The sequence below is a fragment of the Phenylobacterium sp. genome (genome assembly GCF_037138395.1).
Classification (GTDB): Bacteria; Pseudomonadota; Alphaproteobacteria; order Caulobacterales; family Caulobacteraceae; genus Phenylobacterium.
In genome coordinates this window covers 1-18,021 of the sequence record NZ_JBAXIM010000002.1, presented here as the reverse complement: position 1 = coordinate 18,021, position 18,021 = coordinate 1, and the positions used below count along the sequence as shown (strand labels likewise).

General features: G+C 66.0%; 23 protein-coding genes and 1 tRNA gene. 2 read left to right on the top strand and 22 right to left on the bottom strand.

Annotated elements, in window-relative coordinates; translation table 11 throughout:
- Positions 1–46: 46 nt before the first annotated feature.
- The 3 genes from rpsI to WCJ52_RS00300 form a co-directional block, all read right to left on the bottom strand.
- Positions 47–532, bottom strand: coding sequence for a 30S ribosomal protein S9 (gene rpsI, locus WCJ52_RS00310; protein ID WP_336901289.1), 486 nt, complete (start codon positions 530–532; stop codon positions 47–49).
- A 4-nt stretch (positions 533–536) separates the two neighbouring features.
- The gene (gene rplM, locus WCJ52_RS00305; RefSeq protein WP_336901288.1) at positions 537–1,010 is read right to left on the bottom strand and encodes a 50S ribosomal protein L13; all 474 of its coding nucleotides are present in this window, start codon (positions 1,008–1,010) and stop codon (positions 537–539) included.
- Between the two features lie 152 nt (positions 1,011–1,162).
- Positions 1,163–2,185: a COX15/CtaA family protein gene (locus WCJ52_RS00300; RefSeq protein WP_336901287.1), complete on the bottom strand. Its 1,023-nt coding sequence runs from the start codon at positions 2,183–2,185 to the stop codon at positions 1,163–1,165.
- 87 nt (positions 2,186–2,272) lie between these two features.
- Between WCJ52_RS00300 and WCJ52_RS00295 the strand changes: the two genes are divergently transcribed.
- Positions 2,273–2,470, top strand: a complete 198-nt coding sequence (locus WCJ52_RS00295; RefSeq protein WP_336901286.1) for a DUF2842 domain-containing protein — start codon at positions 2,273–2,275, stop codon at positions 2,468–2,470.
- 5 nt (positions 2,471–2,475) lie between these two features.
- Here the strand turns inward: WCJ52_RS00295 and WCJ52_RS00290 are convergent.
- The 7 genes from WCJ52_RS00290 to WCJ52_RS00260 all read right to left on the bottom strand — a co-directional run bounded on the left by WCJ52_RS00290 (position 2,476) and on the right by WCJ52_RS00260 (position 6,589).
- Positions 2,476–2,552 (bottom strand) — tRNA-Pro (locus WCJ52_RS00290).
- 56 nt (positions 2,553–2,608) lie between these two features.
- A complete protein-coding gene (locus tag WCJ52_RS00285; protein WP_336901285.1) occupies positions 2,609–3,046 on the bottom strand; it encodes a MerR family transcriptional regulator in 438 nt (145 codons plus the stop codon).
- 3 nt (positions 3,047–3,049) lie between these two features.
- On the bottom strand, positions 3,050–3,352 hold the full coding sequence (locus tag WCJ52_RS00280; RefSeq protein ID WP_336901284.1) for an integration host factor subunit alpha: 303 nt from the start codon (positions 3,350–3,352) through the stop codon (positions 3,050–3,052).
- A 109-nt stretch (positions 3,353–3,461) separates the two neighbouring features.
- On the bottom strand, positions 3,462–4,433 hold the full coding sequence (locus tag WCJ52_RS00275) for a beta-ketoacyl-ACP synthase III (RefSeq protein WP_336901283.1): 972 nt from the start codon (positions 4,431–4,433) through the stop codon (positions 3,462–3,464).
- Positions 4,430–5,473: a phosphate acyltransferase PlsX gene (plsX, locus tag WCJ52_RS00270; protein ID WP_336901282.1), complete on the bottom strand. Its 1,044-nt coding sequence runs from the start codon at positions 5,471–5,473 to the stop codon at positions 4,430–4,432. Before plsX ends, WCJ52_RS00275 begins: the two co-directional genes overlap by 4 nt.
- A 79-nt stretch (positions 5,474–5,552) precedes the next feature.
- The gene (locus WCJ52_RS00265; RefSeq protein WP_336901281.1) at positions 5,553–6,071 is read right to left on the bottom strand and encodes a DUF177 domain-containing protein; all 519 of its coding nucleotides are present in this window, start codon (positions 6,069–6,071) and stop codon (positions 5,553–5,555) included.
- Positions 6,068–6,589 (bottom strand): ubiquinol-cytochrome C chaperone family protein, encoded by a 522-nt coding sequence (locus WCJ52_RS00260; protein WP_336901280.1) that lies wholly within the window; start codon positions 6,587–6,589, stop codon positions 6,068–6,070. The genes WCJ52_RS00265 and WCJ52_RS00260 overlap by 4 nt, the downstream gene beginning before the upstream one ends.
- Before the next feature lie 99 nt (positions 6,590–6,688).
- On the opposite strand from WCJ52_RS00260, the gene bamE reads away from it, so the two are divergent.
- A complete protein-coding gene (bamE, locus tag WCJ52_RS00255; protein WP_336901279.1) occupies positions 6,689–7,174 on the top strand; it encodes an outer membrane protein assembly factor BamE in 486 nt (161 codons plus the stop codon).
- A gap of 150 nt (positions 7,175–7,324) precedes the next feature.
- On the opposite strand, the gene WCJ52_RS00250 is transcribed toward bamE, so the two are convergent.
- The 12 genes from WCJ52_RS00250 to WCJ52_RS00195 all read right to left on the bottom strand — a co-directional run.
- Positions 7,325–9,442, bottom strand: coding sequence for a sodium-translocating pyrophosphatase (locus tag WCJ52_RS00250; protein ID WP_336901304.1), 2,118 nt, complete (start codon positions 9,440–9,442; stop codon positions 7,325–7,327).
- Between the two features lie 226 nt (positions 9,443–9,668).
- The gene (locus WCJ52_RS00245; protein WP_336901278.1) at positions 9,669–10,214 is read right to left on the bottom strand and encodes a hypothetical protein; all 546 of its coding nucleotides are present in this window, start codon (positions 10,212–10,214) and stop codon (positions 9,669–9,671) included.
- Positions 10,207–11,181 (bottom strand): thiamine-phosphate kinase, encoded by a 975-nt coding sequence (gene thiL / locus WCJ52_RS00240; RefSeq protein ID WP_336901277.1) that lies wholly within the window; start codon positions 11,179–11,181, stop codon positions 10,207–10,209. Before thiL ends, WCJ52_RS00245 begins: the two co-directional genes overlap by 8 nt.
- Positions 11,168–11,608 carry a transcription antitermination factor NusB gene (nusB, locus tag WCJ52_RS00235; RefSeq protein ID WP_336901276.1) on the bottom strand — a complete coding sequence of 147 codons (441 nt, stop codon included), beginning with the start codon at positions 11,606–11,608 and terminating at the stop codon, positions 11,168–11,170. Before nusB ends, thiL begins: the two co-directional genes overlap by 14 nt.
- A 14-nt stretch (positions 11,609–11,622) precedes the next feature.
- The gene (gene ribH / locus WCJ52_RS00230; RefSeq protein WP_336901275.1) at positions 11,623–12,087 is read right to left on the bottom strand and encodes a 6,7-dimethyl-8-ribityllumazine synthase; all 465 of its coding nucleotides are present in this window, start codon (positions 12,085–12,087) and stop codon (positions 11,623–11,625) included.
- A 24-nt stretch (positions 12,088–12,111) separates the two neighbouring features.
- Positions 12,112–12,702, bottom strand: coding sequence for a riboflavin synthase (locus WCJ52_RS00225; RefSeq protein WP_336901274.1), 591 nt, complete (start codon positions 12,700–12,702; stop codon positions 12,112–12,114).
- Positions 12,702–13,352, bottom strand: a complete 651-nt coding sequence (locus WCJ52_RS00220; protein ID WP_336901273.1) for a RibD family protein — start codon at positions 13,350–13,352, stop codon at positions 12,702–12,704. Before WCJ52_RS00220 ends, WCJ52_RS00225 begins: the two co-directional genes overlap by 1 nt.
- On the bottom strand, positions 13,342–13,815 hold the full coding sequence (gene nrdR / locus WCJ52_RS00215; RefSeq protein ID WP_336901272.1) for a transcriptional regulator NrdR: 474 nt from the start codon (positions 13,813–13,815) through the stop codon (positions 13,342–13,344). The genes WCJ52_RS00220 and nrdR overlap by 11 nt, the downstream gene beginning before the upstream one ends.
- A gap of 41 nt (positions 13,816–13,856) precedes the next feature.
- Positions 13,857–15,152, bottom strand: a complete 1,296-nt coding sequence (gene glyA / locus WCJ52_RS00210) for a serine hydroxymethyltransferase (protein WP_336901271.1) — start codon at positions 15,150–15,152, stop codon at positions 13,857–13,859.
- Positions 15,153–15,259: 107 nt separating this feature from the next.
- A complete protein-coding gene (gene hemA / locus WCJ52_RS00205) occupies positions 15,260–16,486 on the bottom strand; it encodes a 5-aminolevulinate synthase (protein WP_336901270.1) in 1,227 nt (408 codons plus the stop codon).
- 127 nt (positions 16,487–16,613) lie between these two features.
- Positions 16,614–17,498, bottom strand: coding sequence for a 3-hydroxyisobutyrate dehydrogenase (gene mmsB, locus WCJ52_RS00200; RefSeq protein ID WP_336901269.1), 885 nt, complete (start codon positions 17,496–17,498; stop codon positions 16,614–16,616).
- 31 nt (positions 17,499–17,529) lie between these two features.
- Positions 17,530–18,021: enoyl-CoA hydratase/isomerase family protein (locus tag WCJ52_RS00195; protein ID WP_336901268.1), on the bottom strand; the 492-nt coding region annotated here is incomplete at its 5' end.

Below are 18,021 nucleotides of genomic sequence, written 5' to 3'. Positions count from 1 at the left end.
CTCCGGTAAGCCCGAAGCGCCCCAGTATCCCGATTGGAGACGTTGTCTAGCGCTTCGAGAACTGGAAGCTGCGGCGGGCCTTGGCCTTGCCGTACTTCTTACGCTCGACCACTCGGCTGTCGCGGGTCAGGAAGCCGTGGGGCTTCAGGACCGAGCGAAGCCCAGGCTCGAAATAGGTCAGGGCCTTGGAGATGCCGTGGCGGATCGCGCCAGCCTGCCCGGACAGGCCTGAGCCGGCCACCGAGACGACCACGTCGAACTGGCCAGAGCGGTCGGAGACATCCATGGGCTGGGCGATCATCATCCGCAGAACAGGGCGGGCGAAATACACCTCCTGGTCGCGACCGTTGATGGTGATCTGGCCCTTGCCGGGCTTGATCCAAACCCGGGCGACCGCATTCTTGCGCTTGCCGGTCGCGTAGGCCCGGCCCTGGGCGTCGACCTTGCGCTCGTAAACGATCGCCTGGGGGGCGGCCTGGGTGGAGAGGTTTTGCAGGGCATCGAAGCCCGTAGGCGCGGGAGCGTCGGTCATTGTCTTACTGGCTCCGCACGTTCTTGGCGTTCATGTCGCCGAAGACCAGGGTCTCCGGGTTCTGGGCGACGTGGGGGTGTTCGGCCCCGGAATAGACCCTCAGATGCGTGAGCTGGCGGCGGGCCAGCGGGCTTTCCTTGGGAAGCATGCGTTCGACGGCCTTCTGGAGCACGCGCTCGGGGAAACGCCCGCCGAGGATCTTGTCCGCGGTCCGCTCCTTGATGCCGCCGGGATGGCCGGTGTGCCAGTAATAGGTCTTCTGCTGGAGCTTGCGCCCCGTCAGCCGGACCTTGTCGGCGTTGATCACGACCACGAAGTCACCGCAGTCAACATGCGGGGTGTAGTCGGGGCGATGCTTGCCGCGGAGACGCATGGCAATGAAGGAAGCGAGGCGGCCGACAACGGCGTTCTCGGCATCGATCATGATCCACTTCTTCTCGACGTCGGCGGGCTTCAGCGAAGCCGTCGTCTTTAGCATGGGAACAGGTCCATTGATTGAACGCGGGCCGGAGCCCGAGGTGAGGCGGGCGGATACGACGAGGGACATCGCCCTGTCAACATGACGCCTTGAAAAATATCGCAACCTACTGTTTTTACGGACTAATTTAGTTCGGGTAATATAATACCAGTTCAGGCGCGCCGAGCGACCCACAGGAACCCGGTCGCAAGTCCGAACACAAGGGCGGCGGCAGCCTGGTGCGCGAGCCCGAGGTCTAGGGGGATTGCAGACATCAGGGTCCAGATCCCAAGCCCAGCCTGACAGAAGACACCAAGTCCAAGGGCAAAGGCCATGCGCCTCACAGGGGTTGAGGACACCCGCCCCGTCACGGCGGCGTAGACAAGCCCCGCCGCGCAGAGGCAGAGCAGATAAGCCCCCATGCGATGGTTAAACTGTACGGCGGGAATGGAGTGGGCGAAGGTGGCCCAGAGGCTCTGCCCGGCATAGTCCTGTGGGAACAGCCGGCCGCCCATAAGGGGCCAGTCGTTCAGCACGTAGCCGGCGTCGTTTCCTGCGACCAGCGCCCCGAGCAGGATCTGGATGTAGACCAAGACGGCAAGCACAAGGGCGATCTGCGGCCAGGCGCCGCGACCGCGCCGCCGAAACGGACCATTCCAGGCCTCAAGCCCCGTCCAGAGCAAGGCCGCAAGCAGGAAGAAGGCCAGGCCGAGGTGGGTCATCAGCCGCTCTGGTGCCACTGAAACCCTTTCACTCAGCCCGCTGGCCACCATCCACCAGCCAATTGCACCCTGGAGGCCGCCCAGGGCCAGGAGGGCCCAGCATCGTCCAACCAGCCGCTTGGGCATCTGGCGCGTAAACAGGAAGACAAGGAAAGGGAGCCCGAAGGCGACCCCGACCAGGCGCCCCAGGAACCGGTGGCCCCACTCCCACCAGTAGATCGCCTTGAAGGCGTCGAGCGACATGCCCCGGTTGACCTGCTGGTATTGAGGGATGGCCTTGTACTTCTGGAATTCCGAGGCCCAGTCGGCTTCCGACAGGGGCGGAAGAGCACCCGTCACGGGCTTCCACTCGGTGATGGAGAGCCCCGAGTTGGTCAGGCGGGTGGCGCCGCCCACGACGACCATGGCCAGGACCAGGGCGGCGACCAGGAAGAGCCAGATGGCGACTGGACGAGATCGTTCCGAGATGGACATGGGACTAAGTCGCTCCTGTCGAAAGCCTCTTGGGTCTGCACCCAATCCCGGGTGACGAACGCCAGTGGCCGGGATATAGGCGCGCTCATGCCACCTCGCCTCAGAAGTTTTGTCGGATCCGTCCTGATCCTCATTTTCCTCGCCGGATATGTCTGGGCGGCCACGGCCATAGCCGACAGGCTACCCGACGACATGCGGATCAAGCTGGTCTTCTTTGCTGTGGCGGGGGTCGGCTGGGGACTGCCCATCCTGCCCCTGATGACCTGGATGAACCGGGGCCGATAGGCCGATGGTCGGAGCGGCGGGATTCGAACCCACGACCCCTTGACCCCCAGTCAAGTGCGCTACCAGGCTGCGCTACGCTCCGACATCGGCGAGCGGTTCTTCTAGCGGCTTGCGCCCGCCGGGCAAGTCATTTCGGCGTCAGCCGGCCAGCAGGGCGTCGAGCCTCAGCTTGATGGCGATCAGGTCTTCCCGGGTCGCCACCAGCTGAGTCCGGGCGACCTTGTCGGGAGGTACCTGCGAAGACTTGGGGGCGGCCTGAGACTGTGCAGCAGCCAAGGCGATACTCGCTTCCGGGGCTTCGGCAATTGGGCCTGCAAGTGCATACAGGGCCTTGACCCCGTCTCGTCGGCAGACCTGCTGGACGTCCCGGATGGAGCGGCCATGGTCATGAAGAAGGGTGCGCAGGCTCCGTAGCAGGGCGACGTCCTGGGGCCGATAGAACCTGCGTCCCCCCGCCCGTTTCATCGGTCGGATCACCGAGAACCGGGTCTCCCAGAACCTCAGCACATGCGGTGCGACCCCGACTTCATCGGCGGCCTCTGAGATCGTTCGGAAGGCTTCGGGGCCCTTGGTCACGGTTTATTTCGACAGCGCGCGGTCGATGCGCGCCTTCATGACCTGGCTGGCGCGGAACCCGATGACGCGGCGAGGTTCGATGGCTGCAGGCTCACCCGTCTTGGGATTGCGACCCATCCGCGCGCGCTTGGCCCGCACCTGGAAGACCCCGAAGCCGGACAGCTTGACCTGTTCGCCCTGTTCAAGGGCCTGGGCTGTCAGTTCCAGGGTTCGCTCGACCAGCTCCGCGCAGTCCTGGCGGGTCAGGCCCACCTCTTCGTGGACCGCTTCCGCGAGATCGGCCCGTGTGACTGTGGATCCGTTCATGGTCCTTGTCCGTGCCAAAGGTGAGACCGCGCGCCACGCGATACGTTAACGCCAGAGATAAGCTTTTCAACTCAGGCGCATCAAGCCTGAAGTTAACGATTTTTAGGCTCTAGAGCCGCAGAGTGCACGCGCCCCAGGTCAGACCCCCGCCCATGGCCTCGAGAAGGACCAGCTGTCCGGGCCGGACCCGGCCGTCAGCAATGCCTTGGGCCAGGGCCAGGGGAATGGAAGCCGCAGAGGTGTTGGCGTGTTCGGCTACTGTTGAGATCACCTTGGCCTCGTCGATACCCAGCCGGTGAGCCACCCCGTTCAATATGCGCTGGTTCGCCTGGTGGGGAATGAACCAGTCAACGTCAGAGATCGCGATCCCGGCGTCCGCCGCCGCGGCGGTGACCGCTTCGGAAATGTTGATCACGGCGTGCTTGAAGACCTGGTTTCCCTGCATCCGCAGGTGGCCGACCTTGCCGTTGGTCGAGACGCCCCCGTCCACGTAGAGAAGGTCCTGCTTGGTGCCGTCTGCCCGCAGGGCAAAGCCAAGGAGCCCCCGGTCGGAGGCATCGCCCCTGCCCTCACCGGGCTCAACCACCACGGCGCCAGCACCATCCCCGAACAGGACGCAGGTCCCGCGGTCGGTCCAGTCCATCAGCCGGGTCATGGTCTCAGCGCCGATCACCAGGGCGCAGGCGGATCGCCCCCGAGCGACGAAGCCATCGGCCGTGGACAGGGCGTAGACAAAACCTGAGCAGACGGCCTGGATGTCGAAGGCAATGCCCACCGGGCACCCCAGCTTGCGCTGAACGATAGTGGCCACCGCCGGGAAGGTGAGGTCCGGGGTCGTCGTCGCGACGATGATCAGGTCGACGTCCGAAGGCGACCGGCCCGCCGCCTCCAGGGCCTTGCGGGCGGCCTCGACGGCCAGGTCCGAGACAGCCTGGTCCGGCGCAGCCCGGTGCCTCTGGCGGATACCGGTGCGCTCCTGGATCCATTCGTCGGAGGTATCGACGAAGCGGGCGAGTTCCGCATTTGTGACGATTTCCTCGGGCAGGTAGCCGCCCACGCCTGTGACCACGCTGCGGATCACGCTGGCGCCCCTTCCACTGCCGGGAAGTCGGCACTTAGCCGCGTCATGTTACGCTCGATCTGGCTCATGAGGTCACTGGCCGCCAGGTCCACGGCCAGGCCAACCGAGCGGCCAAAGTCCCGGGCGTCGGCGCCGCCGTGGCACTTCACCACCAGCCCGCCGAGGCCCAACAGGGGTGCTGCCGGGGTCGGCGTAATCCGGTCGCGAAAGCGCCTCAGGGCTGGGCGGGCCAACAGCGCACCGATCTTGGCGGGAAGGCTAGAGGTCAGGGCAGCCTTAAGCTCCTCTGTGATGTAGCGCGCCGCCCCCTCCCCGGTCTTCAGGGCGATATTCCCGGTGAAACCATCGGTCACGACCACGTCCACCAGGTTGGTGGAGAGGTCGTCCCCCTCGACGAAGCCGTGATAGGCAATGTCCAGCTTGCCGCTGCGCAGGATGGCGTGGGCCTGCTGCACCTCGTCATGGCCCTTCATGTCCTCGGAGCCGACATTCAGCAAACCAACCCGGGGCCGCTCCACGCCATAGGCCACCCTGTGATACGCCTCGCCGAGGATGGCGAACTCCACGAGCCGCTCGGCATCGCAGTCAATGTTCGCTCCGGCGTCCAGGAGTGTGGTCACGCCCCTGAGCCCTGGCCAGGGCACCACCAGTGGCGGCCGCTCCATGGGAACACTCATGCGCAGGATCAGCCGGGCGATGGCCATCAGGCTTCCCGTACTGCCGCAGGAGACGGCGGCGACCGCCTCCCCGGACTTTACCGCCTCGATGGCGTTCCACATGGAGGCGCCCTTGCCCCTGCGGACGGCCGTCGCCGGCTTCTCGTCTGACGCGATAACCTTGTCGGTGTGGCGGATCTCGGACCGCCGGGCGAGTTCCGGGGTGCGGGCCAGTTCGGGCCGAATGCGAGCCTCGTCCCCATGAAGAAGGAACCGCACGGTCACGGGCACGCTCTTCAGAGCAAGGGCCAGACCCGGAACTGTCGCCGAAACCCCGTGATCGCCGCCCATGGCGTCGACGGAAATGACACTCGATTCGGTCAACAGACTCAGCCCGCCCCTACCCGCCGGAGGAGATAGGATACAGGCCCAAGACGGGCATGCAAATCAGGGCAGGCCGGCATTACGGACGCCTTTCCTTCAACGCATTGAGGGCGGCGAAGGGCGAGGTCGTATCCGGACCCGCAGTCCAGTCGAACACGGCGTCGGACCGGCGGGGGAACGGATCGATCGCCAGGGCGAGATGTTCCTCGAGAATAGCCACCACGTCGACGGCGTCCCCTTCGAGGACGTCGGGCGGATCGGGGCTATCCAAAGAGATCTCGACCTCGCCGTCACTGATTTCAACCGGCAGGTTGGGGCTGCCCTCCGGGACCAGCCGGAGATCGATGACGCCGGCTACGGGCTGGGAGAAGGGCTCCAGGCTCACGCCGCAGACCTGTATGACCTCCCCCTGGAAGCCTCCCCTAACCTCGCACCCATCCAGCCAGGGACGGACCTCAAGGCGTGCCTCCAGCTTCGGAAGGCCCTCAAGGCCCAGGCGTAGGGCCAGCGCGGCCCTCGCTGCCTCGTCGGGCACCAGATGAAGACTGAGCGGCCCTGCCGCCAGGTCCCCCAGCCGGAACTGCGTCGCACCCGTCATTTCGCGCTCCAGTCGACCTGTCCGTCCAGCAATCCCTGAAGGGGCAGCATGGCGAGGTGGCTGCGCTGGGCATGGACATAGGCGGCCAGTTCAGTCACCGGCGGCGCCTCCAGCCCCCCATAGACCGTACGCGCAAGGATCGTCTCCAGCCCATCCGCTTCGCCGACGCCCTCAAAGGCGGCCTCGTAGCTGCGAAGGCGGCCGTAAAGCGCCTCTCCGATCTTGCGCATCTTTTTCCCGACCGAGAGATCGCCTACGCCCATCTCCCGGAGCGCATCATCAAGTGAGCGTATGTATGCGTCGAAGAGCCCCTGGGAGACCTCCCCGGCCTCCGGGCCCTGGCGGACAAGCCGGTCGAGCAACAGGATCACGTGCAGGGTATACTGCTCGAACCGCCCCTCGACGGTGTCAGGTGTCCGCAGCTCCGCGTACAGGTCTGGCCGCCGCGCCTGGACCACGCAAGCGGCATAGAGCCTCTTGCCAGCTTCCTGCTCGGGTCGCTTTTTGAAAAGTCGCATCTTGGCCTCGATTTCGCCCCCGACTGCGCGTAACGCCGGCATTGCAGTAAGGGGCGACGGGCGCTAGGTCAAAGCCCGGAGCCAGGAGACGGGACAAAGATGCTGAAACGCGCCGCCTTCGCCATCGCGCTCGGAGGGTTCGCCCTAACGGGTGCCTGTGCGCCAGTATCCACATTCTCCGGCTTCCAGGCGATCGAATCCAACCCCCGGGATATCAAGCCGGGGACCGACAGCAAGGCTACCGTGCGAGGTCGCCTCGGGTCGCCGTCCACGGTCTCCGCCTTCGACCCCAATGTCTGGATCTACATGAACCAGATGAAAGAGACCGTGGCCTTCTTCAAGCCTGCCGTTACCCGTCGGGACATCACCATCATCACCTTCGACAAGGAGACGGAAGCGGTAAAGACGGTCGACAATCTGACCCTCGCAGACGGCAAGGTCATCGCCTTCAACGGCCGTGAAACGCCAACCCGCGGCCGCGAACTGACCGTCATTGAACAGTTGGTCGGCTCGATCGGCGCCGGCGGCCTGCTGCCCCGCGAAGACGAAGGCGTCCCCGGGTCCCGTCCTGGCGACCGCCGCTAGATCCTGGAACCGAACTCCGGGACGACGCTTGGCCAGGCCGGTGCCTCGCGCCAGGATACCCAGGCTCACCCCTCAAACCCCCCACAACACATGAAAACGCCCCGGAGAGATCTCCGGGGCGTCGTCAATCTTGGGGTGCGCCCGTAGGCTTCAGCCCGCTGCGTAGAGGATGGCGAGCAGCAGGAGGGCCACGATGTTGGTGATCTTGATCATCGGGTTCACGGCGGGACCCGCGGTGTCCTTGTAGGGGTCGCCGACGGTGTCGCCGGTCACCGCAGCCTTGTGGGCCTCGGAACCCTTGCCGCCGTAGTGACCTTCTTCGATCAGCTTCTTGGCGTTGTCCCAGGCACCGCCGCCAGAGGTCATCGAGATGGCCACGAACAGGCCGGTTACGATCACGCCCATCAGCATGGCACCCAGGGAGGCGAGGCCATTGGCCTTGCCCGCCGCGGCGGTGATGACGAAGAACAGGACCACAGGCGAGACAACCGGCAGCAGGGAGGGCACGATCATTTCGCGGATGGCGGCGTTCGTCAGGATGCTGACAGCCCGACCGTACTCTGGCTTGACCTCGCCGGTCATGATGCCCGGGTTCTCGCGGAACTGGCGACGGACTTCCTCGACTACCGCCTCCGCAGCCCGGCCAACGGCGGTCATGGACATGCCGCCGAACAGGAAGGGAAGCAGGCCACCGAACAGCAGGCCGACCACCACATAGGGGTTGGAGAGATCGACGGCCACGACGCCCAGGCCATCGAAGAAGGACCCCGGCTTGGCCTGCGCCGAGAAGTACTTGATGTCCTCGGTATAGGCCGCAAAGAGCACCAGGGCACCCAGGCCGGCCGAACCAATAGCGTAGCCCTTGGTGACGGCCTTGGTGGTGTTGCCCACGGCGTCGAGGGCGTCGGTGGTCACGCGGACTTCTGGGGGCAGGCCCGCCATCTCAGCGATACCACCGGCGTTGTCCGTGACCGGGCCAAAGGCGTCCAGGGCGACGATGAAGCCCGCCAGCGACAGCATGGCGGTCGTGGCGATGGCGATGCCGTAGAGGCCCGCCAGGGGGTAGGTAATCATGATGCCGGCGATGATCACGAGGGCGGGCGCTGCAGTGGACTCCAGGCTCATGGCCAGGCCCTGGATCACGTTGGTGCCATGGCCGGAGACGGAAGCCCTGGCCACCGACTTCACGGGCCGGTAGCCCGTTCCCGTGTAGTACTCGGTGATCACCACGATGAGCGCCGTGACTGCGAGGCCGACCAGGCCACAAAGGAACAGCGACTGGGCGGTGATGGTCAGGCCCGAAACGGTGTTGACCGGAACCGGGACCAGGGTGTTCACGACCCACCAGATGGCACCGATCGAAAGCACGCCGGTGATGATCAGGCCCTGGTAGAGGGCACCCATGATGTTCTGCGAGCGGCCAAGCCGGACGCCGAAGGTGCCAATGATTGAGGTCACGATACAGACCGCGCAGATGACCAGCGGCAGCAGCATCATGTTCAGGGCGTTTGCGCCGAAGAAGATGGACGCCAGCACCATGGTGGCCACGGTGGTCACGGCGTAGGTCTCGAAGAGGTCAGCGGCCATGCCGGCACAGTCGCCAACATTGTCACCCACGTTGTCTGCGATGGTCGCCGCGTTGCGCGGGTCATCCTCGGGGATCCCGGCCTCGAGCTTACCGACCAGGTCGCCGCCCACGTCGGCACCCTTGGTGAAGATACCGCCGCCGAGACGGGCGAAGATGGAGATCAGCGAGGCGCCAAACCCGAGGGCGACAAGAGCGTCGATGACATGACGGTCATTGTACGCCAGGCCCATCGGCCCGGTCAGGATGAAGAAGTATCCCGCAACACCGATCAGGGCGAAGCCGGCGACCAGCATCCCGGTGATCGCTCCCGAGCGGAAGGCCAAGGACAGACCCTGGGCCAGACCCTCCGACGCCGCCTGGGCAGTCCGGACGTTTGCGCGGACCGAGACCAGCATGCCCACGAAGCCGGCGAGGCCCGACAGGACGGCGCCGATCAGGAAGCCGAAAGCAGCCTTGGCTCCGAGCAGGGGAAAGAGCGCGACGAAGATAACGGCACCGACAATGGCAATCGCCGTATACTGCCGGTTGAGATAGGCCTGAGCGCCCTCCTGGATCGCCGCAGCGATTTCCTGCATGCGCGCATTGCCGGGAGAGGCCTTCATTAGCGAGGCCGTCTGGACGGCACCGTAAAGCACCGCGAGAATGCCGGCCAAGATCGCCAGCACAAGATAATTCATGATTGAAGCGCCCCTTCAGTGACTGAGCGAGGGCGATTGGACTGGACGAAATCCATGTCCGAGGACCCCCCCAGGTGATTTTTCGACACGACGAAACGCCCGAGTCTGCGACCGCCGAAAGTCGCGGGAAACTGCCAAACCTCGGCCCGCCATGCAACGCTTGTTCACCAGCACCGGGCTCCTTCGAGTGAACCCATTGTTATTCCACAGTCTTTGACACGATTCAGAGTTAGGGACGGATGGGCTGGCGGGACTGGGTGCCCGAAACGGGTGGAGAATAAAGTCGCTTTTGGGGCTTCTGGTCCCTGATTTCCACCGACTGGACCCGGGTGGCACCGTAGACGGCGCGGGCTGCGCTGAGGGTTTGGGCCTCCAGCTTCTGCGGATCCAGGGCCATGAGTTCGGTCCCCGAGTTCAAAGGTGCCCGGTAGGCTGCCTTGAGCATGCGCTCACGGACGAAGGGCTCGCCCGCCTCGATGTCGGGCCGGGATATGCCCGGGTTGAGGTTGATGCGCAGGCGGACCAAGACATAGTTCACCACCCGCCCGTCTTGCAGGACGGGTAGGCCCACACCCGAGAGGTCAAGGCGAAGGTCGGCTGCGGTGGGCTCTTTGGCTGGCTTTTCTTCCTTGGCCTGGGCCATTGCAGGCGCAAGAGCATGAAGGCCCAGACCGAGGGTCAGGACCATAAGGACAGCCAAGAACCGGCCGATGCGCTTCTGGGCAGCCGGACGTGCCGTTAGGGCCCGGGGCCGCCGCACCTGAAATTCAGTCATGCCTCCAGCCTCCGGCTCCGGCCTCGATTTCACGACCTTCATACAGGACGCCGGACGCGCCCTCCACAAAGCGACCGATCACCGTGCAGCCAGCGCCCAGGAGGGCGGCCTGGCTCTCAGCATGCGTAGCCAGCACAAGCTCATAGTCATCGCCGCCCGATGCCAGCGCGATCCGGGCGCGGCAGGCGTCGGGCTCGCTGGTGAGCCAGAGTCTTGCGCCTGGCGACAGGGGAATGAGGTCGAGGTCGATCCGGACGCCACACCCCGAGGCGTTGGCGATATGCCGGGCGTCGGCGACGAGGCCGTCCGAGATGTCGGCGGCCGCCCTGGCGTGCGAACGCACCAGGTCGCGCAGGTCCAACCGCGGGGTGGGCCTGCGGAATTTCAGCGCGAGTTCGCCGCCGGGATCCGTGACCTCCCCCCGGAGGGCGCGCAGGCCCAGCCAGGAATCCCCGATCGGGCCGCTCACCGCCAGCAGGTCGCCCGGCCTGGCTCCAGAGCGGCGAACCATCCCCCCCGAAGGGCAACGACCAAAGAAGGTACCAGAGACCATGAAGGGCCCCGGGGTCGAGACTGTATCGCCGCCCAGCAGGTTGATACCGAACGCTGCCGCCTCACTCGCCAGTCCGACGGCGAAGGCGCGACGTTTTGACAGGGGCCAGTCCGGGGACCAGGCCAGTGATTGCAGCCAGGCGAAGGGCTCTGCGCCCTTGGCGGCGAGGTCGGACAGGTTCACCCGCAGGAAGCGCGCAGCGACCACCTCCGGCGCCTCACCGACCGGGAAATGCACCCCTTCCACAAGGGCGTCCTGGGTGACGACCATGTCCTGGCCTTGCAGCAGGGCCGGCAGGATCGCTGCGTCGTCTAACAGGTCAAGGGCGCCGGGATCACCCCGGGTCAGGGGGCGGAAGAGTTCGGCAATCTGCTCGAACTCATCCGGTCCGGGTGCGGGATCAGGCCCGGACATCCCGGGCCAGACCGTCCAGTGCGGCGTTCACAAACCCAGGCTCAGGCCCTTCAAAGAAGGATCGTGCCAGGTCGACGTATTCGTTGATCGCCACTTCCACGGGCACATCGGGCCGGTGGGCCAGCTCGAAGGCACCGGACCTGAGGATCGCACGCACGGTGGCGTCCAGGCGATCGAGCCGCCAGCCCTCGGCGAGCCTACCAGCGATACCGGCATCGATTTGGCGCTGGTTGTCGACGACGCCCCGCACCAACTCGGCGAAGAAAGGTTCGTCCGCCGAGGCGAGGGGCTCGCCCTCCTCCGGGCTAATGGCACGGTCGAACCTGTGCTCGGAGAACTCCCGGATCACCGCCTCCACCCCGACCCCTGAGACTTCCATCTGGTAGAGCGCCTGGACTGCCGCCAGGCGGGCAACCGACCGCGCCATATGAGACGAAGCCTTCACCTGTCCTGGCCGAGGAACTGGCGCCGGAGGGCGATCATTTCCAGGGCTGCCCGGGCCGCACCCCCACCCTTGTCTCCCTCGCTGACGCGGGCCCGGGCCCAGGCCTGGTCCGCGTCCTCGACGGTCAAGATCCCGTTACCCAGGCAGATCCCCTTACGAACCGTGAGGTCCATCAGGCCCCGGGCGCTTTCGTTCGAGACGATCTCGAAGTGGTAGGTCTCGCCCCGGATCACAGTCCCAAGGGCCACATAGCCGTCATAGGCGACACCGGCCGGAGAGTGATGCGCTTCATCCGCCTGGGCAATCGCACCGGGTACCTCAAGGGCGCCAGGCACGCTGACCACGTCAAACTCGGCACCGTGGGCGGACAGGACGTCTGACGCCCCGCGAAGAAGCTCGTCGGCGAGGTCGTCATAGAACCGGGCCTCGACAATCAGGAGGCGCAGCTTGTCCTGGGTCATTTCGATCTTCCTTTTCCGGGCAGCCTAGGCGGTTTCCCGCCAGCGCGCGAGGTAGCGGGCCAGCATGTCGATCTCAAGGTTGACGCGATCGCCAGCGGCGAGGTCGCCCAGGGTGGTGACTTCCCAGGTGTGGGGGATCAGGTTGACCCCGAAGACGTCGTCCTCGACGCCGTTCACGGTCAGGGAGACCCCATCTACGGTGATGGATCCCTTGGAGGCGATCAACCGATGAAGCGGTCGCGGGGCGCGAATCTCGACCCTGCGGGAACCGCCCTCCGGCGTAACCGAAAGAACCTCACCAATCCCGTCCACGTGACCGGAGACGATATGGCCGCCCAGTTCGTCGCCGACCTTTGCCGCCCGCTCCAGATTGATGCGCCGGCCCACCTTCCAGTCACCCAGGTGCGTCAGGGAAAGAGTCTCGCCGGAGACCTCCACCGCAAACCCGCCCTCCATCTTCTCAACCACGGTCAGGCAGCAACCCGAGTGGCTGATCGAGGCCCCGATGTCGACGGTGGACAGGTCGTAGGACGTGGCGATCTCGAAGCGCCAGTCCCTATTGGTGTCGCGCACGGCGCGGACGGTTGCGATGTCAGTGACGATCCCGGTGAACATCAGATCCTCTCGTAGGTTTCGCAAAGATCGGGCCCGAACTCGGCCAGGGAGACGCGCCGGAACCGCGGGACATCCGCAAGGCGATCCCATGGCAGATCGCCCAATGCAGGTCGACCCCGGGCACCCAGGATAAGGGGTGCACGGAACCAGACCAGCCTGTCCACCCGTCCCGCCGCCAGGAAAGAAGCCGCCACCTGGCCACCACCTTCCAGGAACAGGCGCTCCAATCCCTCAGACCTCAGGGCATCGAGCACCTGGTCTGGCTCCGGGCGGGTGCCCTCCCCTCCCAGGCTCAGGACCCTGACGCCCAGCTCGACCAGGGCCCGGTCCGCAGGTCCCGAAGCCACGAGATAGGTGGGGATGTCCCGCGCCGTCCTGGCCAGCTTCGAGGCCGGGGAAAGCCGCTGCCGCGTATCCAGCACGACCCGCGCGGGCTGTGGCGCCTGGTGGCCCTCCAACCGGACTGTCAGTTCGGGGTCGTCGATCAGGGCAGTCTCGATCCCGACCACTACGGCCTGACAGGTAGCCCGAAGCCGGTGGACCTCCTGCCGGGCCGCCTCCCCCGTGATCCACCTGCTCTCGCCCGTCGAGGTGGCGATCCGGCCGTCCAGGCTGGTCGCAAGCTTGAGGGTGACCCCGCTAGCGGTCATCCTCTCCGCTCTCGCTCAGGCCTTCACGCCCGAGGAAGGTCGCGAACTCACCCGCCTCCCTGAAGTCCCGGTAGACCGAGGCGTACCGGACATAGGCCACGTCATCGAGGGCCTTGAGCTGCTTCATCACCATCTCGCCGACCACGGAGGATGCCAGCTCGGTTTCCCCAAGGCTCTCGAGTTGGCGCACGATCTGAGAAAGCATCCGCTCAATGCGTTCAGGTTCAATGGGCCGCTTGCGCGTCGCGATGGCGACGGACCTGCCAAGCTTGTCCCGGTCAAAGGGCGTGCGCCGTCCCGACCGCTTCAGGATGGTGATCTCGCGCAACTGAACGCGCTCGAAGGTGGTGAACCTACCGGCACATTCCGGGCAGAGGCGCCGCCGGCGAATGGCCGCACCGTCGTCTGACGGCCGGCTGTCCTTCACCTGGCTCTCGAGGTGTCCGCAGAACGGGCAACGCATGATCTGGCCCCTCCCGGCTGGGCCAACCCCTATTAGGGGCCTCAGCCGTAGATAGGAAAGCGTTTCGTCAGGGCCAGGACCTCGCTCCCGACCTTGGCCTCCACGGCGGAATTGTCCCCGCCAGCGGCCACGCCGTCCAGCACCTCTCCAATCCAACGACCCACCTGCCGGAACTCGGCTTCGCCGAAGCCGCGGGTCGTCCCGGCCGGGGTTCCGACCCGTATGCCCGATGTCTGGACGGGCGGGAGGGGGTCGAAGGGAATGCCGTTCTTGTTGGTGGTGATGCCAGCGCGCTCGAGGGCCACCTCGGCGTCTGCCCCGTTCACGCCCTTGGGCGTCAGGTCCACAAGCATCAGGTGGCTGTCCGTGCCGTTCGAGACGATACGGAAGCCGGCCTGCTGCAGGCTGTCGGCCAGGGCCCGGGCATTGTCGATCACCTGTTGGGCATAGACCTTGAACTCAGGCCGCAGGGCTTCACCGAAGGCCACGGCCTTGGCCGCGATCACATGCATGAGGGGCCCGCCCTGGAGCCCGGGAAACACCGCCGAATCCAGCTTCTTCGCCAGCTTCTTGTCGTTGGTGAGGATCAGCCCACCCCGGGGCCCCCTCAGGGTCTTGTGGGTCGTGGTCGTCACCACATGGGCGTGCGGGAAGGGATTGGGATAGACGCCACCCGCCACCAGGCCCGAATAGTGGGCGATGTCAGCCATCAGAAGGGCACCGACCGAGTCTGCGATCTCGCGGAAGCGGGCGAAGTCGATGTGCCGCGAATAGGCTGAGCCCCCAGCAATGATCACCTTGGGCCGTTCGGCCAGGGCCAGTTCGGCGGCCTGGTCATAGTCGATCAGATCATCCTGTGGCCGCACGGCATAGGACACGGGCCGGAACCACTTGCCCGACTGGTTGACGCTCTTGCCGTGGGTCAGGTGACCGCCGGCCGCCAGGTCCATGCCCATGAAGGTGTCCCCGGGCGTCAGGGTCGCCATGAAGACCGCCTGGTTGGCCTGGCTGCCGGAATGGGGCTGCACGTTGGCATAGTCGCACCCGAACAGGGCCTTGGCCCGTTCGATGGCCAGGACCTCGGCCTCGTCTACCACCTCGCAGCCACCATAGTAGCGCTTGCCCGGATAGCCCTCGGCATACTTGTTCGTCAGCACCGACCCCTGGGTCTCGAGCACCGCCCGGGAGACGATGTTTTCGGAGGCGATCAGCTCGATCTGTTCCTGCTGGCGCCGGAACTCCCCCGAGAGAACTGCGGCCAGGGCGGGATCGGACTCGGCCACCGAAGCCGAAAAGAAACCCGCCGGAACGCCGGCGGCGAGGGTCTGTGAGATCATGATGCCAGTCCTAAAGATTCGGCTGCGCTGAAGCCTCGCTGTTTACAGCCTCGGCGCCACGGGCGGAACCACCATCGCAGAGCAGAGCCCGGAAAAGTCGGCGTAGCTCAGGCGGCCTGACCACCAACCCGCTGGATGTTGCAGCGAACCCACAGCGTCTCGAGGGCGCGGACCAGATTGTCCATCATTTCATCCGTGTGCGCCGGACTTGGCGTGAAGCGCAGGCGCTCCGTGCCGCGGGGTACAGTGGGATAGTTGATCGGCTGGACGTAGACGCCGTGATCCTCGAGCAGGATGTCCGAGATCATCTTGCAGTGGACCGGGTCGCCGACCAGCACGGGGACGATATGGCTGACCGATGGCATGACCGGCAGGCCTGCCGCCTCCATGCGCGCCTTCAGGGCCGCCGCACGCTCCTGGTGCACCTCGCGGACCTCATTGTGTTCCTTGAGCCAGCGGATCGAGGCCACGGCACCCGCAGCGATGGCCGGCGGAACGGAGGTGGTGAAGATAAAACCGTCGGCGAAGGACCGGATCGCGTCGACGATCACCGCGTCCGCCGCGATGTAGCCGCCCATCACCCCGAAGGCCTTGCCCAGGGTTCCCTCGATAATGTCGATCTCGGCCATGATGCCGTCCCGCTCGCACACGCCGGCGCCCCGGGGGCCGTACATGCCTACGGCATGGACCTCATCGATATAGGTCAGGGCCCCGTACTTCTTGGCCAGGGCCACGGTGCCGCGGATGTCGGCAATGTCGCCGTCCATGGAATAGACGCTCTCGAAGGCGATCAGCTTTGGCGCGGCCGGATCGGCGGCGGCGAGCAGTTCCTCGAGGTGGGCGAGGTCATTGTGACGGAAGACATGCCGGGCGCCGCGCCCGCTCCGGATGCCCGAGATCATCGAATTGTGGTTCAGCGCGTCGGAGTAGACGATGAGCCCCGGCAGGATCTTGTAGAGGGTCGAGAGCGAGGCCTCGTTCGAGACATAGCCCGAGGTGAAGAGCAGGGCCGATTCCTTGCCGTGCAGGTCGGCGAGCTCGAGCTCCAGCTCCACATGATAGCGGGTCGTGCCGGAGATGTTCCGGGTGCCGCCCGAACCCGCGCCGGCTTCATCAATCGCTGACTTCATGGCGTCCAGCACCACCGGGTTCTCGCCCTGGGCCAGGTAGTCATTGGAGCACCAGACCACGACCTCAGCGGTCGTGCCGTCCGGACGGGTCCAGGTGGCGTTGGGAAAACGGCCGCGATGCCGCTTCAGGTCAGCAAAAACCCGATACCGGCCTTCTGACCGGATCTTGTCCAGCGCGTCTGTGAAGGCACCCGTGTAATTCATGGCTCATGTCCCGCCAGTCGGAGCGCAGCCCGACCGTCAATTCAACCAAAAAACGCAGATCTTTTGCACCCGACTAACCGTGATGTCCAGCAAAGCTGACGCCAGCGTCACGATCGGAATTAAGTCCTCAGACCTCTCCACGCAAGAGCTCCAGCATGGAGGAAAAGTCCTTGCCGCTGTTCCCCAGCCGGTCCCAGAGGGCATAGAGCGCCTCGGCCTGGGCACCCAGGGGCGTGGAGGCGCCGCTGGCCGCTGCGGCGGCCTGGGCCAGCTTGAGATCCTTGAGCATCATGGCCACGGCGAACCCGCCCGCATAGTCGCGGTTCGAGGGCGCGGTCTCCACCAGGCCTGGCCAGGGCGAATAGCTGGTCAGGGACCAGCACTGGCCGGAGGATTTCGAGGCGATCTCGAAGAACTTGTCCGGCTCCAGGCCCAGGCGCTCGGCCAGGGCGAAGGCCTCGCAGGTTCCGATCATAGATATGCCCAGCAGCATGTTGTTGCAGATCTTGGCGGCCTGCCCTGCCCCGTGGTCGCCGGCCCTCAGGACCACCCGGGCCATGGGGGCCAGCAGGGCCTCGATCCGGGGTAAGGCGGCCTCATCGCAGCCGACCATGAAGGCCAGGGTCCCGGCCTCCGCGCCCGCCGTACCGCCGGAAACCGGAGCGTCGGCGAAGACATAACCTGCGGCGGACGCCTCGCCAGCCACCTGCCGCGCGCTCTCCACGTCGATGGTCGAGCCGTCGATCAGCAGGGCGCCGGCGGGGGCGACGCCCAGGATATCCGCTGCGTAGACGGCCCGGACCTGGGGACCGGCGGGCAGCATGGTGATCACCGCTTCGGCGGTGGCGACAGCCTCCCGGGCGCTGGCGGCGGGGGTACAGCCCCGGGCGGCGGCCCGCTTCAGGGCCTCGGCGGAGAGGTCGAAGGCTGCGACCTCATGGCCTGCGCCGACGAGCCGGGCGGCCATGCCCCCGCCCATATTTCCCAGTCCGATGAAGGCGATTCGGGTCATTCAACCCTCCGTTTTTCTTGGGGTTTCTCTCTCAGGCGCCCGGCAGGGGCGACCATTCCTGGTCCGCCGGCAGGGGGGCGAAGATGGCGTCCAGGAGGGCCTCGCCGACGTCCTCGAGCCGGGCCGGATCCCACTTCGGGGCGTTGTCCTTGTCGACGATGACGGCCCGGACGCCCTCCAGGAAGTCGTGGCGCTGCACGACCCGGGCGCCGATCCGGTACTCCATGGTCATGTTGGCGGCGAAGTCCGGGGCGGCGAGGCCGAGGGCCAGCTGGCGGAAGGCGACCTTCAGGGTCTGGGGGGACTTGGTGCGCAGGGCCAAGGCCTGGGCGCGGGCCCAGTCGGAGCCGGCCTCCAGGGCGGCGAGGATGGCCTCCACCGAGCCCAGGCCGAAGGCGGCGTCGAGCTCGGCGCGGTGCGCGAGCAGGGGCGCGGGGCCTGGGTCCACATGAAACTGCGCCAGCAGGGCCTCGATATCGCTGGGATTTTCAGCCAACGCCGTCTTCAGCTCGGGGAGCCGTTC

Bases quoted from the DNA above. Each gene is read 5' to 3' on its own strand.
- rpsI (WP_336901289.1), bottom strand. From the start codon at position 532: ATGACCGACGCTCCCGCGCCTACGGGCTTCGATGCCCTGCAAAACCTC.
- WCJ52_RS00280 (WP_336901284.1), bottom strand. From the start codon at position 3,352: ATGAACGGATCCACAGTCACACGGGCCGATCTCGCGGAAGCGGTCCAC.
- thiL (WP_336901277.1), bottom strand. From the start codon at position 11,181: ATGTCCGGGCCTGATCCCGCACCCGGACCGGATGAGTTCGAGCAGATT.
- bamE (WP_336901279.1), top strand. From the start codon at position 6,689: ATGCTGAAACGCGCCGCCTTCGCCATCGCGCTCGGAGGGTTCGCCCTA.
- rplM (WP_336901288.1), bottom strand. From the start codon at position 1,010: ATGCTAAAGACGACGGCTTCGCTGAAGCCCGCCGACGTCGAGAAGAAG.
- glyA (WP_336901271.1), bottom strand. From the start codon at position 15,152: ATGATCTCACAGACCCTCGCCGCCGGCGTTCCGGCGGGTTTCTTTTCG.
- nusB (WP_336901276.1), bottom strand. From the start codon at position 11,608: ATGGCGCGGTCGGTTGCCCGCCTGGCGGCAGTCCAGGCGCTCTACCAG.
- WCJ52_RS00245 (WP_336901278.1), bottom strand. From the start codon at position 10,214: ATGACTGAATTTCAGGTGCGGCGGCCCCGGGCCCTAACGGCACGTCCG.
- WCJ52_RS00295 (WP_336901286.1), top strand. From the start codon at position 2,273: ATGCCACCTCGCCTCAGAAGTTTTGTCGGATCCGTCCTGATCCTCATT.
- WCJ52_RS00260 (WP_336901280.1), bottom strand. From the start codon at position 6,589: ATGCGACTTTTCAAAAAGCGACCCGAGCAGGAAGCTGGCAAGAGGCTC.
- WCJ52_RS00220 (WP_336901273.1), bottom strand. From the start codon at position 13,352: ATGACCGCTAGCGGGGTCACCCTCAAGCTTGCGACCAGCCTGGACGGC.
- ribH (WP_336901275.1), bottom strand. From the start codon at position 12,087: ATGACCCAGGACAAGCTGCGCCTCCTGATTGTCGAGGCCCGGTTCTAT.
- WCJ52_RS00225 (WP_336901274.1), bottom strand. From the start codon at position 12,702: ATGTTCACCGGGATCGTCACTGACATCGCAACCGTCCGCGCCGTGCGC.
- mmsB (WP_336901269.1), bottom strand. From the start codon at position 17,498: ATGACCCGAATCGCCTTCATCGGACTGGGAAATATGGGCGGGGGCATG.
- WCJ52_RS00265 (WP_336901281.1), bottom strand. From the start codon at position 6,071: ATGACGGGTGCGACGCAGTTCCGGCTGGGGGACCTGGCGGCAGGGCCG.
- hemA (WP_336901270.1), bottom strand. From the start codon at position 16,486: ATGAATTACACGGGTGCCTTCACAGACGCGCTGGACAAGATCCGGTCA.
- nrdR (WP_336901272.1), bottom strand. From the start codon at position 13,815: ATGCGTTGCCCGTTCTGCGGACACCTCGAGAGCCAGGTGAAGGACAGC.
- WCJ52_RS00300 (WP_336901287.1), bottom strand. From the start codon at position 2,185: ATGTCCATCTCGGAACGATCTCGTCCAGTCGCCATCTGGCTCTTCCTG.